This is a genomic window from Chryseobacterium sp. SG20098 (genome assembly GCF_031844745.1).
Lineage (GTDB): Bacteria > Bacteroidota > Bacteroidia > Flavobacteriales > Weeksellaceae > Chryseobacterium > Chryseobacterium cucumeris.
Window position 1 is genome coordinate 2,435,406 of sequence record NZ_CP134622.1, and the last position, 15,690, is coordinate 2,451,095.

13 protein-coding genes are annotated in these 15,690 nt (G+C 34.6%); 3 read left to right on the forward strand and 10 right to left on the reverse strand.

Annotated elements, in window-relative coordinates:
- Window positions 1–36 precede the first annotated feature (36 nt).
- Complete coding sequence (locus RHP76_RS11110; protein ID WP_311230191.1) at window positions 37–624, forward strand: recombinase family protein; 588 nt, start codon at window positions 37–39, stop codon at window positions 622–624.
- A gap of 32 nt (window positions 625–656) precedes the next feature.
- Here RHP76_RS11110 and RHP76_RS11115 read toward each other — a convergent pair whose 3' ends face one another.
- The 10 genes from RHP76_RS11115 to RHP76_RS11160 form a co-directional block, all read right to left on the reverse strand.
- Window positions 657–953, reverse strand: coding sequence for a hypothetical protein (locus tag RHP76_RS11115; protein WP_311230192.1), 297 nt, complete (start codon window positions 951–953; stop codon window positions 657–659).
- A gap of 530 nt (window positions 954–1,483) precedes the next feature.
- Window positions 1,484–2,671 carry a tyrosine-type recombinase/integrase gene (locus RHP76_RS11120; protein WP_311230193.1) on the reverse strand — a complete coding sequence of 396 codons (1,188 nt, stop codon included), beginning with the start codon at window positions 2,669–2,671 and terminating at the stop codon, window positions 1,484–1,486.
- A gap of 12 nt (window positions 2,672–2,683) precedes the next feature.
- A complete protein-coding gene (locus RHP76_RS11125; RefSeq protein WP_311230194.1) occupies window positions 2,684–2,947 on the reverse strand; it encodes a hypothetical protein in 264 nt (87 codons plus the stop codon).
- A gap of 530 nt (window positions 2,948–3,477) precedes the next feature.
- On the reverse strand, window positions 3,478–3,933 hold the full coding sequence (locus tag RHP76_RS11130) for a hypothetical protein (RefSeq protein WP_311230195.1): 456 nt from the start codon (window positions 3,931–3,933) through the stop codon (window positions 3,478–3,480).
- A 40-nt stretch (window positions 3,934–3,973) separates the two neighbouring features.
- Entirely contained in the window at window positions 3,974–5,014 is a 1,041-nt protein-coding gene (locus tag RHP76_RS11135; RefSeq protein WP_311230196.1) for a hypothetical protein, read from the reverse strand.
- A gap of 321 nt (window positions 5,015–5,335) precedes the next feature.
- Window positions 5,336–5,968: an HdeD family acid-resistance protein gene (locus RHP76_RS11140; protein ID WP_062672539.1), complete on the reverse strand. Its 633-nt coding sequence runs from the start codon at window positions 5,966–5,968 to the stop codon at window positions 5,336–5,338.
- 224 nt (window positions 5,969–6,192) lie between these two features.
- On the reverse strand, window positions 6,193–7,611 hold the full coding sequence (locus RHP76_RS11145) for an amino acid permease (RefSeq protein WP_034696101.1): 1,419 nt from the start codon (window positions 7,609–7,611) through the stop codon (window positions 6,193–6,195).
- A gap of 384 nt (window positions 7,612–7,995) precedes the next feature.
- A complete protein-coding gene (locus tag RHP76_RS11150) occupies window positions 7,996–8,610 on the reverse strand; it encodes a response regulator transcription factor (RefSeq protein ID WP_062672558.1) in 615 nt (204 codons plus the stop codon).
- Complete coding sequence (locus RHP76_RS11155) at window positions 8,607–11,573, reverse strand: sensor histidine kinase (protein ID WP_311230197.1); 2,967 nt, start codon at window positions 11,571–11,573, stop codon at window positions 8,607–8,609. Before RHP76_RS11155 ends, RHP76_RS11150 begins: the two co-directional genes overlap by 4 nt.
- Before the next feature lie 287 nt (window positions 11,574–11,860).
- A complete protein-coding gene (locus RHP76_RS11160; protein ID WP_062672554.1) occupies window positions 11,861–12,154 on the reverse strand; it encodes a type II toxin-antitoxin system RelB family anti-toxin in 294 nt (97 codons plus the stop codon).
- Window positions 12,155–12,338: 184 nt separating this feature from the next.
- Here RHP76_RS11160 and ccoN point away from each other — a divergent pair, with 184 nt between their 5' ends.
- Both ccoN and RHP76_RS11170 read left to right on the forward strand, forming a co-directional pair.
- A complete protein-coding gene (ccoN, locus tag RHP76_RS11165) occupies window positions 12,339–14,618 on the forward strand; it encodes a cytochrome-c oxidase, cbb3-type subunit I (protein WP_120232932.1) in 2,280 nt (759 codons plus the stop codon).
- A 19-nt stretch (window positions 14,619–14,637) separates the two neighbouring features.
- Window positions 14,638–15,525 (forward strand): cbb3-type cytochrome c oxidase N-terminal domain-containing protein, encoded by an 888-nt coding sequence (locus tag RHP76_RS11170; RefSeq protein WP_062672552.1) that lies wholly within the window; start codon window positions 14,638–14,640, stop codon window positions 15,523–15,525.
- The last annotated feature ends 165 nt before the right edge of the window (window positions 15,526–15,690 follow it).

Sequence of the window (15,690 nt, forward strand, 5' to 3'; positions counted from 1 at the left end):
TGCTTAAATGCAGGGTGCTTTATAACTATTTTAAAAATGAAAGCAAGATATATAAGAGTTTCAACAGGAGCACAGAATACAGCAAGACAGGAAGAGAGACAAGCGCAGGGCGAAAGAGTATTTACTGATATTGTTAGCGGTTCTACTCCTTTTAAGGATAGAGAACAAGGGAAGGAACTTATAAAAGCAATTGAAAATAATGAGATTAATTACGTTTCCGTAAGTTCTATTGACAGGTTAGGACGTAATCTTTACGACATTCTTACGACTCTGGAATTTTTCAAAGAAAAGGGCGTTATTCTCAAAGTGGATAATCTAGGAATAGAAAGCCTTATCAAAGGAAAAGAGAACCAGGCATTCAAACTTATTATTTCTGTTATGGCAAATATAGCCGAAATGGAACGTGAAACCATTTTAGAGCGTCAACGTGAGGGTATCGCACTTGCAAAAGCTAAGGGCATCTATAAAGGGCGTGAGAAAGGTTCTACGGAGAGTGTAGACGATTTTCTATCTAAGTATAAAGAAGTGATTAAGAGCCTAAAGAAAGGAAATTCTATCAGGGATACGGCTAAAATTTGTTTGGTCAGTATAGGAACAGTACAGAAGGTTAAAAATAATCTATAAGTTCCTTTTGTACTGTTCGTAATTTAAATTGACTAGCCCTCAACAGGCATATAAGATTTTAAAATTCCAATTAGCTCATCATATAAATCATGTACGATTGATTTTGATTTTGCATCAAGGATGCTACCATTTGATAGTTCCTCATTATAAGTTTCAAGAAGTAATTTCATTTGTCCAATACGATAACCATTTTCAGAGTCTTTTAATAATACTACATTTCTAGTCACATTTAGGATTCCTGATACTAGAATATTATCATTTGGGGTTGTACGTGATTTTTCAAGAAATGTAATTGAAGTTTGGGCTACTTGGGGTAATAATTTTGACATAATTTTGTTTTTTATCTTAATTCAAATATATGATTTATTTCAATGGGTTGGGATGGATCACTCAAGGAAAATGGAATTATCACTATCAATAGATCAGAAATAAGGTAAAAGAAGCTGTTTTTACTATGGGAGTATTGATAGTTGCTTTTATTATTTATATATCTAAAATGGTACTCAATTTAGTTACCTGTTGCTTTTTCAAAATAATAAGATCTCGCAATTTTTAAGATTTTGAATACTCATAAAAGAGCCTGATTTATGCAATTGAAATAGGTCAGGCTCTTAAAATATCTATATGAGAGTTTTCGTATGTATGATTGATTATGCAATGATGTATCTATTGAAAAACGAATCAAAGGATTAATATGTCAAAACAAAAGTGTGGTGCACTCCTGAAAATTGAATTGTTTATTTCTACGATAAATAAAAGTATTAAAAAAGAACTAAATCCAATGTTGAAAATTCCAGCTCCTTATATATTCTATATGTCTAAAATGGTGTTTTTACAATAATTAATTTCTTTGGAATATTTAAGAAACATTTTTGTTAATATTAATGATTTCGGCTAACTGCTCCATGTTTCCACTCTCAATGAGTTCCTGCATTTTTTGCATTTGGGCTTTCAGTACTTCAATTTCTTTAGTCTGTAAATCTGCCTTTTGTAATTTCTCATTTCTGGCTTTGATACTTTCCTTTCTAATCTGCTCATGTTCAAAGGTCGGTTTGAAATACGTTTTGAAAACAGATTCGTCCGTATGACCTGTGTACTGCCATATCTCCAATAAGTCCCAACCCTCTATATAGCGGTTGGTACAAAAACTTCTCCTAGAATCATGAAACGCTATTTTATCCGCAAAATTAATTTTATCAAACACTACTCCCTCATTAGTTGGGCGTTCACGTGTGATTATTTTTTCTTTGAAATACGGTACAGCCTTAAATAATTCTTTTAGGTATTCGTTTGTGTTTTGGTTGGATATGGCTATACTTTTAATATCATCATTGTATTTACTTAGGATTTCACCTGCATAGCCAAAAAAAGAGAAATTCACTGTTTTATAATTGTCTACTCCTGAACCTTTTTTCAATAATATGTTAACTGTTTTACTACTATGGTCAATATGTCCGCCCTCAATACGTGTAATATCTCCGAATCTTAGCGAAGTATGACAGCCTAAAACAAACATATCACGAACTTTTTCCAGTCTCGGAATATCAGAAAAATCATGCTCATACAATATTTTGATTTCTGGCTCTGTTAAAACAGTGTGGAAAGTTGGTGGTACTTTAACCTTGTATTCATCCTGCATATAGCTTCTGTTATCCGTGTAACCTTTTTCAAATGCACGTTTTTGTATAGCAGATAATCTTTTAATTCGGGTTTTGAGTGTATTTAATGATTTTACTCTTTCCGTATCAAGTAACCAATTTTGAAACTCCAAACACTGCACCTCATCAAATTTATCAATATCCAAAAAGATATTATTTTCATTGGAAAAATCTTTTAAATCCTGATACATGACATTAAAAGATGACAAGTAACTTCTGTGCAGGGGTTTTTGACCTGATGTAACAGCACGTATAATTTTAAGTTCAGCTACTTTCATAAACTCCTGAAAAACATCATCAAAAGATTTTTTCTTTTTCTGCACAGTCGTAAGTTCCTTACCTGCCATTGCATTATCAATAATGGTTTTTAATTCTTCCTTTGTCGGCATACGGTTATAATGCTAATTGAAATTTTTGTGAGCATCTACAATAGATGTTTTGAATTTAGCGAGTTTTTGGTTGATTTCTCTTTTATCTCCACCAGATGTGACAGTTTTAGAATCGAAATCCCAATTGCTCGGAGTAACCTTTAGACCTGTTGAAAAATCCACTTTCAAATCCTTGAACGAATACCGCCCCATGATTCGGGAAATTTCTTTTGCAGGTTCTTTCAATCTAAAATTAACGCTTCCTGTTTCGTTACTGTACTTCTTTGCTACTGCCATAAAATAAAAAATTTCATATAACAAATATACGGAAAATCTGAAAACAGGTCACCATTTTGGTCACCCTAACTTTTAAATGCATTTAAATTTAATTGCATCAAATAAAATTTAATTAGATGTTTGTCAGTATATTAAATAGAAAGATAAATCTTATAAAAGGCATATAAATATAAAATGTTATATCCTGTGAGTCTACAAACCATCCTTTTTTAAGGGTGGTTTTTGTTTTTTTAAATCAAGCGTAAAAGTTGGAGGTTAAACAAAAAGGATCAAGTGCAAAAGTTTAACTGATCAGAAAATAAAAATGTTCCGTCTTTCACCTCTTCTGAACTAGATCGCAGGGGAAAGCGTTTTCTAGTTTAATAATCTATCTTTTAAATTAAGATTATAAAGTTGAAGTTTCATTTTCAGTAGGCAAAAAAGCTATAAAATGAAAAAAATAAGAGTGGAATTTCTTCCACTCTTATCTCATTTGATGAAAAAAGTCTATGTGTAATTGCAATACACGGTAGGACAACTTACCTTTTCTTCTAGGAATTTGAATATTTTTTACTAATAATCAATAATATAATACCACTAATAATTGCAATAAAAATATATTTATAATTAAAAAAACTATGAAATATCGTACTTCCTATTTCTAATTTTTGTATTTCTACATCTTTATAATTTTTAAATTCATCGTTATCAACCCAAATTTTTATTTTAGTTCCTTTTAAAATATTATCCTTGATATTATTCAAATAAGAACTGTCATTATCATTTCCTACATTTTCATATATATAAAATCTTTTACTGATTGATTTCAGTTCAATATACAGGTATAAAACATTTAAATTTGTTTCACCATATTTGAATTCACCTTTTTGTTTCTCTTTCTCAATATAAACATTTTGACTGCTATCAGTTATTATACTAATATTTTCAAACTTATAAATATTATAAAATATTAAACTAATTGATCCTACAATTAAAAATGTTCCCAATGTAGAAATTTTATTTTTAAAAAGAAATTGCATCATTAGACTATCTCGCAAATTTAAGTTGATTACTAAAATTATTCACCTTTTGTTGCATAACTGGTTTAACATATTGATTAAACTGATCGTATAGTAATTCCGCTGTCCCAAATATTCCACCTACAACTGCACCTGCTGCAGAACCGTATCCAGGAAATATAGAACCTACTTCTGCTCCAACTACTATCGAGGTCCCTACGCCTACAGATCTATATGATAAACGCTGACCACTTATATCTCCATTTGAATATTCCATTACATTTGATGTTGTTTCTAATACCGGGAATGCTTTACCTGCGGACTTACCAGTCAATTTTAATAGTTTTCCACCTCCTGGCATATCACCTACAACATCAATTACAGTTGCTACTTGTGCAGCTTTTTTCACTAACGGCTGTATATTCTTTGTTGTAGCTGCCTTTTTTTTCACATTATTCTTAGATTTGGGATCATCTCCAGGACCATATGAAGCATGTGCTAAATGATTTAATCCTGCAACAACTCCCCCAATCACTGCACCTTGCCAGAAGTTTCCTCCAGCAAATTCAGCTCCAATACCTCCTGAAAGAGATCCTAAAACTAAAGTTCCTATTACTCTAGCGGTACCCGTTTTTACAATCTCTCCAAAAGCGGCAGTTCCTAAGCTACCAAAGAAGCCTCCTGCTGCCCCACTTAAGAAAGTATCTCCTTGTACTACACTCAATATTCCTTGAGATATAGCATGAGTACCCGCCTGTACTACTGCCAAGCCAAATCCTCCTACAGCTTCTTTAATACTATTACCAAGAGCAGTTAACGTTGTCGCTGCTTGTCCAGCCACAGTAAACAAACTTCCTATCCCAAAAGTAACAGCTCCTGAAACAGCACCTGTAAAGGTTGCTTTAAAGGCTCCCAATAAATTCCACTGGTCAAAATTACCCGTTACTGCCAGACTTAATGTATAAGCAGCTAATCCTACAGCAGCACCAATAATTACAGCTTTTACAAGAGCAGCTACAGTAATAGCAGCTAATGTAAAAATTTCTTCTCCGGTTGGATCATTAAACATGAGAGGATTATTCAATACATATCCATATTTATTGTAATTCTGTGTATTGGTTGGATCCTGAATATTTTCATCTGCATTTAAGAATCTTCTTAGTAATGATCATATAATCTTCTATTCATATGAATAATTCCTACTTCTTCAAAATGTTCATGGCTGGTCATGAATTTTATCACTTGTATACAAAGATATTGGTACAAAACGACAGGACTTGTCGTAATAAAATTCAGGCGAATATAATTATAATTATTTAATCACTCCTTTAAAATAGTAAACAAAAAAGACCTTTTTCAAGGCCTTCTATATTTAAAATACTGCTATTCTTTATTTTTTTAGCTCATCAATTTCTTCCTGTATAGATTTGATCCTGTCTCTCAATTCCTGACTTATTTTCCCCGGAATCTTTTTGACTTTTCTTAAATCTAAGGCCAGCATAATAGAAGCAATTCCCATGAAGATAAAAGCAACACCGGTAAGGGTAACCAGTGAGAATCCTGTAAATACCGGATTAAATATCAGCAGTAGAGAAAAGATAATTCCTCCGACACTGGCAAGGGCAACATTTCCCCAGCTCATTATTCTCATACTTTTCAGGTCAAAGGCAAAACCTAATAGCTGAAAAGAACGGAACAGCAAGGTAAATCCGATTACAAACGGAAGTACCGCCATGGAAATCTGAGGATTTGCGATAAGATAAATTCCTATTGCAGTGGTTAATAATCCACTCACAAGAAACCAGCCCCAGCCCTGCAGGGATTTACTGTTTTGTAAAGAAAAGAATATCTCTGTAATTCCTGAAAATAAAAAGGAAACACTGAAAAAAATGGAAAGTGTAACATACGTTGCCAGTGGTACGCTGAATACGTAAAAACCACAGATAAGGAAAAGAATTCCAAAGATTAATGGAATATACCAATGTTTTACGGTATTGGTAAGGGTTTGAAATAAATTGGCCATAGGTGTCTTTTTTGATAATGCCTACTTTTTTATAACGGTTTTCGGCTTCTCCGCAGGTATTGCAAACAGATTGTAATTCTCACCTTAATTTGAAATATAACCTCTTACTAATATACGAAAAATAAGCGGAAATCTGAAGCATCTATCCTATGAAGAAACAAAAAAAGGTGAAAACCATTTGATTTTCACCTTTCCAAAACATGTTGAAATATGTTTTAATATTGTTACTTCGGTTTGTACAATTTGTACATCACGAACAAAAATCCAATCCATATAGGAATCAGAATCACCTGAATCTCCATTCCTGTAATGCTCATCAATCCTAAGATCAGGATTAAGAATGCAATACAGATATAGTTGGATATCGGGTAAAATATAGACGGGAATTTTGATTGAATTCCTTCTGCATTAATTGATTTTTTAAACTTTAAGTGGGTGTAGCATATCATCAGCCAGTTGATGATCAGTGTGGATACTACTAAAGCCATCAGATATTCAAAAGCTTTTTCCGGAACTAATTTATTGATGATAATACAGATCCCTGCAAAGCATGAAGATATAATGATTGCATTGGTAGGCACTGAGTTTTTATTCAGTTTTTTGAGAAATTTTGGAGCATTTCCCTGCTGAGCCAATCCGAAAAGCATTCTACTGTTACTGTAAACACTACTGTTGTACACTGATAAAGCAGCTGTTAAAACAATCAGGTTAAGCACATTTGCGATCAATGTATTGAACTGAATGACTTTACCAAAAAGGCTGAATTCAAGACCATTCAGATTTTGAAATACCATTACAAACGGGCTTGATCCTTCCGTAATATCTCTCCAGGGACTTAATGAAAATAGAATAACCAAAGCTCCTACATAGAAAATAAGGATTCTGTAGATTACCTGGTTGGTTGCCTGTGGAATCGTTTTCTCTGGATTTTTTGCTTCTGCAGCTGTTATTCCGATAAGTTCAAGGCCTCCGAATGAGAACATGATCATTGCCATGGCTGCAAATAGTCCTGAATATCCGTTTTCTGTTTTGTTAAATAATCCTTTTGGAAAAAAACCTCCGTCATTCCACAGATTGGTAATTGTCGCTTTTTCTCCTCCTGTACCACTTATCAAAAGATAGACTCCGAAAATAATCATGGCAATAATAGCCACCACTTTGATAATGGAAAACCAGAATTCTGTTTCTCCGTAAACCTTTACAGAAGCCAGGTTAAGTGCATTAATGACTATAAAGAAGAATAAACTGGAAACCCAGAGTGGTATTTCCGGCCACCAAAAATGAATATAATGTCCAATAGCGGTAAGTTCCGCCATACTTACCAGAATATAGAGAATCCAGTAATTCCAGCCGGAAGCAAATCCTGGAAAATTCCCCCAATATTTGTAGGCGAAGTAGCTAAAACTTCCCGAAACAGGTTCCTGAACCACCATTTCACCCAGCTGACGCATAATAAAAAAGGCAATAATTCCTGCCAAAGCATAGCCTAAGATTACAGAGGGTCCTGCCAGTACCGCAGCGGGTCCAATTCCCAGAAACAACCCTGTTCCTATGGCACCACCAAGGGCAATTAATTGTATATGTCGATTTGTTAATCCTCTAACTAAAGTCTCGTTTTGTCCTGTTTTATTTTCGTTGCTCATTGAATGAATTATTCGGTCGCTAAATATATAAAAACTTTTCAGAGAAATTCACATTCCATGGGGTAAATTGAGAATCTGCTATTAAGCAGACAAGAAAAACCTTAACAATTTGCTAAGGCTTTTTCTGCACATAAATAATAAAATCATTGATCTACTTCTGGAAGAGCTTTTAAATCAGTATCAATTGTTTAGTTTGTTGGTACTGCATAAATGATATTTTCTGAATTGTTATCTTAGTTTGAAAGTACTTTTCTATTAGCTTCTTCTGTTTAACAGAAGTTAATGAGATGCTAACTTACCGCTCAAAACAACTACCTAACGAACATATGCTGTAGGTATTTTTCCACAGCATTGTAATGATGTTATGACTTTAAAGAGACGGTATTAATGAATTTCACTGTAGATCTCCAGCAGTTCAACCAAATTGGTAATTTTTAATTTCTGGTAAACCCTTCTTTTATAAGTTCCTACGGTAGACTCCTCAATGTCAAGAGCATTTGCAATCTCAAGGTTTCCATTTCCTTTTGCCAGAAGATTAAAAACCTGCAGCTCTCTCTCGGATAGATTTTCAATTGCTTTTCGCTTTTTATTTCCTTTGAGCAATTCATTCATGATCTCCGGTGTGTAATAATGACCGTCTTTGAAAAGAGCTTCCACCACTTTGACAAAATTTTTGGGATCACTCTGCTTATTCAGAAATCCATTGGCTCCTTCTTCAATGTATTGCAGTGCAATATTTTCTTTGTAAGAAGTGAATATGAGGATAAGAGTATCCTCAGAGATTCCTTTGATCTCTTTGACCATTGATTTGAAAAGACTTCCCGGAAGTTCAATATCAAGAATGACCAGATCATATTTTTCGGATTCAATTTTCTGTTTTGCTTCGCTATAAGTTTCTGCAAAATCAACTTCAAGGTGAGTAAAGTTTTTCTCCAGAATCATAGCTGTTCCGATTCTTACCACATGATGGTCATCTGCAATGAGTATTTTTTTTGTCATATTTTAATAAGGATTTTAATGAGGGTTCCATGCGGAGTATTTTGATGAAAAGTCATTTCGGAATTCATCTTTATGAGCAGCTGAACAACCATATGAAGACCTAAACCATAATTTTTAAAAATCATATACTCATTCTCTTTTTTCTTAAATAACCCGGAATAATACATCATCTGTTCATCGGACATTCCGGTACCGGTATCAGCAATATGGATTTCTACATGTGATCCTGTAAAAGCTGATGTGATGGTAATTTCTCCATTTGAAGTATTCTTTACTGCATTATCTATGATGTTGTGGAAAACTGCGAGGAGAACATTCTTATTAAGTTTAATCTTAAGTTGATGGTCACAAAAATTGTAGATAAATGTATTTTTCTGAGCTGCAATTTCTTCGAATAATAATCTTTTGGTTTCAATAAGATCATAAATGGAATACTCTTCTTCCGCACTATTTTGTTGTTTGTATAATTCTGTATATTCTTTAAGACTCAATGTAAATTTATACAGCTGTTCTGAAGTTTTATAAATGCTGTCAAAATATTTTTTCTGAGTTTTGAGATCTTCAGACTGATTGAGTTCCTGTGAAAGAAGGGCAATAAATTTTACAGGGGTGGTAATGTCATGGCTGATGCTTTCAACCAGTTTTTTTTGATAATCAGATTCATTTTTCAGTTTATTATTAGTTTCAAGCAGTTCTTTATCTTTATGATCAAGGGTATTTTTCAGGACTTTATTTTTTAGTCTTAAAAAATTTGTCCTCATCTGAACAATCACCAGAATAATAAAAATGATACTCCCTGTAATCAGGATTTTAAAGAATAAAGTTTGATAGAAATAGGCTTCCACTTCTACAGGGAATGTTTTATAAACGAATTTCCCGGTTTCGGAAGATAAAAATCTAACGAGAAGATTATAAGTACCAGGTTCAATAGTAGCTATTCGGAATGTTTTATCATTTTTGATATTTACCCATGAACTGTCTTCAGTATCAAGTTTACCCTGTAAATAGACATTTTCCAGATCTGAATAGTAAGGAATGTCTATATAAACTTCTGCGTTTTTATAACCGCATTCAAGAAACAGACTATTTTTCAGCTGAATCATCTTCCCTTTTACTCTTGCCCTTTCCAGATAAAAATCCTCACTTCCGGGATAATAGGTTTTGATATTTTCAGGATTAAAAAACACAAAACCTTCCATGGAAGGAAATACAAGCTGCCCATCTTTCAGCTCATGAGCAGAGGGATTCGCACTTCCGTTGAACTCATTATTCGACAGTCCCTGCTTTTTGGTATAACGGTAATAAGTAATGTCTCCTTTCGGAGTTTTCATGTGTTGCAAAAGAATATTTTTATTGACTTTAAATAACCCATTATTGGAAGAAATCCATAAATTGGAATTCCTATCCTCCATCAAAGAGTGAGCATTCGCCAGAAAATCATTTTTATCGGATGGAACTCTGACCGCTTTTTGATCTTTTATCAAGTAAAGTCCTCTGTTGTATGTCGTAAACCAGATATTCCCATCTTTGGTCCGGATGATTTGTTTTACAGGAAGGCCTTTCCCAATCAGTTTCTCTGTTTTATTTCCGATAAGAGAATAAACATAGATTCCGCCGCTGCTTCCCAGGTAAAGCAGATCTTTGTTATATCTTAAAACAGAATCAATATTATCTTTACAAGGAATAATTCGTTCGATTTCTTTAAAACGATCCTGCTTAAACAGATAGAGATAAGATTCTTTTCCACTGACCAGTGATGCCATATACAGCCCTCCACTTTTATACAGGCCATCAATTTCCTTATTTTGAAAAGAAATGGAATCGTACTTTGTAAATCCTGTATTCTTATACCTTATATGAATGGTATTATTCTCCCGATAAATCAGATTTCCGGTGTTATCCTGCAAAATGTAGCGCTTATCATAAGATTGAGAAGCTGGAAATATTCTTTCTGAAGTATTGGAATAGTATCTGATCCCTTCCTGAGTCAGAACGGAATTACCACCATAAGAAATCCCTGCATAACAGACCTCATCCTGATACGGTAATTTTTTTCTGGAAACAGAGAAATCGGACAGACTTAAGATTTTAAGACCATTAATAGAACTCCCGAGGTATAATTTGTTCATTGCTTCATCATAAAACATCGCTCCGGAAATTTCTTTATCAATATCCTTATAATCCAACAGGTAAGTAAGCTTTAACTTTTTATCTAAAAACTCACTTCTGTATATTTTGCCATGACTGATTATGAATACCTGTCCGGTGATCTGCTGCCAATAGATTTTAGTATCAGCATCAGTATACATTGACGGAGTACTGATATAGGAATATTTTCCTTGATACAACTGAAGTATTTTTTTATTCTCAGCATCAGCAACAAAAACGTAATCTCCATGAATGAATAACCTTCTTAGTTTACTACGGGGAAAATTCAGATTAATTTTCTTACTTTTCTTACTTTTCTTATCAACGTAAGTAATTCCGTTATCTTCAAAATAGTAAGAGCCACTTTTCATCCTGATAAAATAAGAATCGACGTAAGAAATAAATCTTACAGTAAAATTATTTTTAACAAGTTGTTTATAGACTTTCTGATTGGCTGTTCCCCCAGGCTCAGTAATCTGAACGGATGATACTGCCATCGGTTTTCTTTGAGAAACCAGAATAAGATCTTTTTCGGAAGCATTAAAAACGGCAATACTATCCTTTTTTATATTTCCGAAAAAATCACCGAAGCTTAAATTTTTAAGTTTGAAATTATTATACTGAACAAAGTTGCTTCCATCATACCGTACAATTCTACCTTCCATAGAAAGCCAGATGAATCCATATTTATCTTTTACAATATCCTTGATACTGTTTTGAGGAAGGCCATTATCCGTGTTATACCATTGGGTAGTATAGTTTTGCCCGTTGACACTTAGAAAAAACAGAAATGAAATAAAGTAGAGAAGCTTCATTCAGTAGGGCAGCGTTATATTTAAGGCAAATATATTATAGAAAATTAAATTTATTGTAAACATTTATCCACAATTATGTGAATTTTTTTCTACATAATTAGATATGAATAATGTATTCATTATAATAAATTTGAAAAACCAAACATTTGTTCCCTCATCAATGTCATGGTCATCAGGCATACTAAAAACACAGTCTTTTTTGTTCACAAAAAAATGATCTCCTTCTGTCCGGGGAGATCATTATTCTATGATAGTTAATATGTAAGTAAAAGTGAAATTCTTATAGGCTATAAAAATTCTTTCGGAACAGAAATATTATTCTTTTTCATGTATTCCAAAAGGTTTTGGTATTTATCTTCATATTCATCATTTCCACACTTATGCGAAATACTACAGATGTCTGATGGCCTGATATCTAAAATATCGGATATTTTAGTCAGTATCTCCAGGTTGATCTTCACCTTGGAATTCTCAATATCGGAATATGCCTTTTGGGAAATGCCCATTTCAAAGGCCATGTACTCCTGCGTAAGATCTCTGCTCCTACGTATTTTCCTGATATTTTGTCCACATACTTTCATCGTTTTTGTTTTAGTAGTTTTCGGTATATTTTAGAAGATTAGCTATTAGCCTCTAACAAAGTTAATAAATACCTTTGGCAAAACATTACACACGTTACATGATATTTATTTTCGGCATAAAAAAGACTTAAAAATACGCTTTTTTTCAGAGAAAATATCACTTCGGTAAACACTATTGGAATTTATGGAGACGCAAAAATTTAATTATGACAATAATATTGTCAGAGCATTCCTCTATGCGACTATCGCATTCGGACTTGTAGGATTTCTGCTGGGGCTTACAGCTGCATTGATGCTTTTTTATCCTGAATTACCTGAATTTTTATTCGGTACGGATGATACAACTATTAAAAGCTTAGCTTCGGGTAATATTCAGGGGCTGATCAATACTCAGGGAGCCATGGGCTTCGGAAGAATCAGAATGCTTCATACCAGTGCGGTAATTTTTGCTTTCGTATGTAACTCTTTTTTCTGCGGTGCTTACTACAGTATGCAGAGACTTCTTAAAACCAGAATGTACAGTGATACCCTTTCATGGATTCACTTCTGGTCATGGCAGTTGATGATTGTGAGCGTTGTTATTACTTTCCTTATGGGAATCAATACTTCTAAAGAATATGCCGAACATGAATGGCCAATCGATATCTTAATTGCATTCTCATGGATCATTTTCGGAATCAATATGTTCGGAACTATTGCTAAGAGAAGAGTAAGACATTTATATGTGGCGATCTGGTTCTATCTGGCAACCTGGATTGCTGTGGCAATGCTTCACATCTTCAATAATCTTGAAGTTCCGTTATCTTTCACAAGCTGGAAATCTTATTCTGTATATGCAGGTGTAAAAGATGCATTAGTACAATGGTGGTATGGGCACAATGCGGTAGCATTCGTATTAACCACCCCTGTATTAGGTCTGATGTATTACTTTATGCCAAAAGCAGCTCAACGACCGGTCTTCTCATACAAATTATCCATTATTCACTTCTGGTCGCTGATCTTCGTATATCTTTGGGCCGGGCCTCACCACCTGCAATATACAGCTTTACCGGCATGGGCTCAGGCGGTAGGAACAGGATTCTCTATCATGCTGATAGCTCCATCATGGGGAGGAATGCTGAATGGTCTTCTTACATTAAGAGGAGCCTGGGATAAAGTAAGAGAAAATCCGATTCTTAAATTCTTTGTAGTAGCAGTTACATGTTATGGTATGGCTACTTTCGAAGGACCTTTATTAGCAACAAAATCATTAAATAAAATAGGTCACTATACCGACTGGGTTATCGGCCACGTACACTTAGGAGCTCTTGGATGGAATGGTTTCATGGCATTCGGAGTGGTATATTATCTGGTTCCGATCATGTGGAGAACATCCCTTTGGTCTAAAAAATTAGCCAACTGGCACTTCTGGTTAGGAACTTTAGGGATCATCTTCTATGCAGTACCTATGTATATTTCAGGATTTACACAGGGATTAATGTGGAAGCAATTCAATCCGGACGGAACTTTATTATGGAAAAACTGGCTGGATACAGTAACTGCAATTATTCCATACTTTAAAATGAGATTCCTTGGAGGTGTTCTTTATTTATCTGGGGCAATTTTAATGGTAGTTAATGTTATCAAAACAATTAAAGCTGGTTCATTCCAGAAAAACGTTCCTGCAGAAGCTCCGGCATTAGCCAACATTGGAAGCACAAGAAAAGAAGGCGAAGGCGTACACCTTTGGTTGGAAAGAACGCCTACTCTCCTTTCTGTATTAGCTTTCATCACTATAGCAATTGGTGGATTGGTGGAAATTGTTCCTACCCTGTCACTGAAGCAGAGTGTTCCGACAATTACCGCAGTAAAACCTTATACACCATTAGAACTGGAAGGAAGAGATTTATATATCCGCGAGGGATGTAACTCATGCCACTCACAAATGATCAGACCGTTCCGTGATGAGGTTGTAAGATTTGAAGGAAAAAACGGACAGTATTCCAAAGCGGGAGAATTCGTATACGACAGACCATTCTTATGGGGATCTAAAAGAACAGGACCGGATCTTCACAGAGAAGGAGGAAGAAACCCGGATTCATGGCACTTCAAACATATGTACAACCCAAGAATTACTTCTGCCGGTTCTATTATGCCACGTTTTCCATGGTTAATTACCAATAAACTGGATAAAACCCAAATGGTGGACAAAATGAAACTGATGAAAAATGCCTTCGGTGTCCCTTATACAAAAGCTCAGATTGATTCTGCTAACCAATGGGCGGATAACCAGTCCAAAGCAATTGTACAGAGAATTTACGCAGAAGCAACAGATGTAAAAGATCAGATGGTAAAAGAAAAAACAGCAAAAGGATCCGCCTATGTACCACTTGAACAAAGAGAAATTGTGGCAATGATTGCTTACCTGCAAAGATTAGGTACAGACATTAAAACAACACAGGTACAAACCGCAAGCGTAGAGTAACATTTAAAATTAAACTGCAATGAAAACGAGAACCCCCATTTCAATATATATCGCAACTACGATAGGTTTAACGATCATGGCCTTTGAAATGTTCGCCGGAGATTCAGGATATTTTTCTTCTCCTTTTTTCTGGGCGCTGATATTAATTGCCACTATCCTATTGCTGATTATGAACTCTATTGGAGACCTGGTAGAAAATGAAAGTTTCAACAGATTATCCGAGGAAGAAAAGAAACAATATCTGGAAGAAAAGAAAGTTCCTTATTACCAGAAATTATGGAATTCAGCCTTCAAAAAACAAACCGCTACGGAAGAAAAAGATATTCTTATCGACCATGGTTTTGATGGCATTACAGAACTTGACAACTCCCTTCCGAAATGGTGGATCGGTCTGTTCTGGTTCGGATGTATTTTCTGTGCCGTGTACCTGTTTGCTTTTTCTTTCACAGATTATGCTCATCCGGAAGCAGAATACACCAAAGAGACAAAAACGATGTTAGCTTCCATTGCTGAGTATGAGAAAACTGCACCTCAAATCAATCTGGAATCTGCGAAATACAGTGCTGATAATATTGCAGAAGGACAAGAATTGTTTAAAACAAATTGCGTTACCTGCCACGGTGACGGAGGAAAAGGTGGTATAGGTCCTAACCTTACCGATACCCACTGGATTAATATTAAAGAAAAAAGCTTATTTAAAAATGTATTCTGGATGCTTGAAAACGGCTCACCAAATAACCCTACCATGAGACCTTTCATCAAAGAAGGAACCATTACCGGAAGAGATGCTGAAAAGATTGCCGCTTATATTTATCACATCAACCAGGAAACTGCTCCTATCACTACAGCACAAGGCGGTGCCGCTCCTCAGGGAGAAGAAGTGAAATGGGAAAACGGAAACAACTAAATTATTATTATCTATCATATAAACCATGCCACGCCCCCTTCAACACTACTAACATTTGAATTTCATTTTTGCTAACTAACCTTTTCAACATTAAAAAAATGATAAAAGGGGGCGTTTTTCACAAATAACAATCCTAACTTTGGCTGTCTTACTCAACTATTCACT

Excerpts from the sequence above, each read along its gene's own strand:
- RHP76_RS11135 (WP_311230196.1), bottom strand. The coding sequence starts at position 5,014 with ATGTTTAATGATCCAACCGGAGAAGAAATTTTTACATTAGCTGCTATT.
- RHP76_RS11150 (WP_062672558.1), bottom strand. The coding sequence starts at position 8,610 with ATGACAAAAAAAATACTCATTGCAGATGACCATCATGTGGTAAGAATC.
- RHP76_RS11160 (WP_062672554.1), bottom strand. The coding sequence starts at position 12,154 with ATGAAAGTATGTGGACAAAATATCAGGAAAATACGTAGGAGCAGAGAT.
- RHP76_RS11155 (WP_311230197.1), bottom strand. The coding sequence starts at position 11,573 with ATGAAGCTTCTCTACTTTATTTCATTTCTGTTTTTTCTAAGTGTCAAC.
- RHP76_RS11145 (WP_034696101.1), bottom strand. The coding sequence starts at position 7,611 with ATGAGCAACGAAAATAAAACAGGACAAAACGAGACTTTAGTTAGAGGA.
- RHP76_RS11170 (WP_062672552.1), top strand. The coding sequence starts at position 14,638 with ATGAAAACGAGAACCCCCATTTCAATATATATCGCAACTACGATAGGT.
- ccoN (WP_120232932.1), top strand. The coding sequence starts at position 12,339 with ATGGAGACGCAAAAATTTAATTATGACAATAATATTGTCAGAGCATTC.
- RHP76_RS11140 (WP_062672539.1), bottom strand. The coding sequence starts at position 5,968 with ATGGCCAATTTATTTCAAACCCTTACCAATACCGTAAAACATTGGTAT.
- RHP76_RS11120 (WP_311230193.1), bottom strand. The coding sequence starts at position 2,671 with ATGCCGACAAAGGAAGAATTAAAAACCATTATTGATAATGCAATGGCA.
- RHP76_RS11110 (WP_311230191.1), top strand. The coding sequence starts at position 37 with ATGAAAGCAAGATATATAAGAGTTTCAACAGGAGCACAGAATACAGCA.
- RHP76_RS11115 (WP_311230192.1), bottom strand. The coding sequence starts at position 953 with ATGTCAAAATTATTACCCCAAGTAGCCCAAACTTCAATTACATTTCTT.
- RHP76_RS11125 (WP_311230194.1), bottom strand. The coding sequence starts at position 2,947 with ATGGCAGTAGCAAAGAAGTACAGTAACGAAACAGGAAGCGTTAATTTT.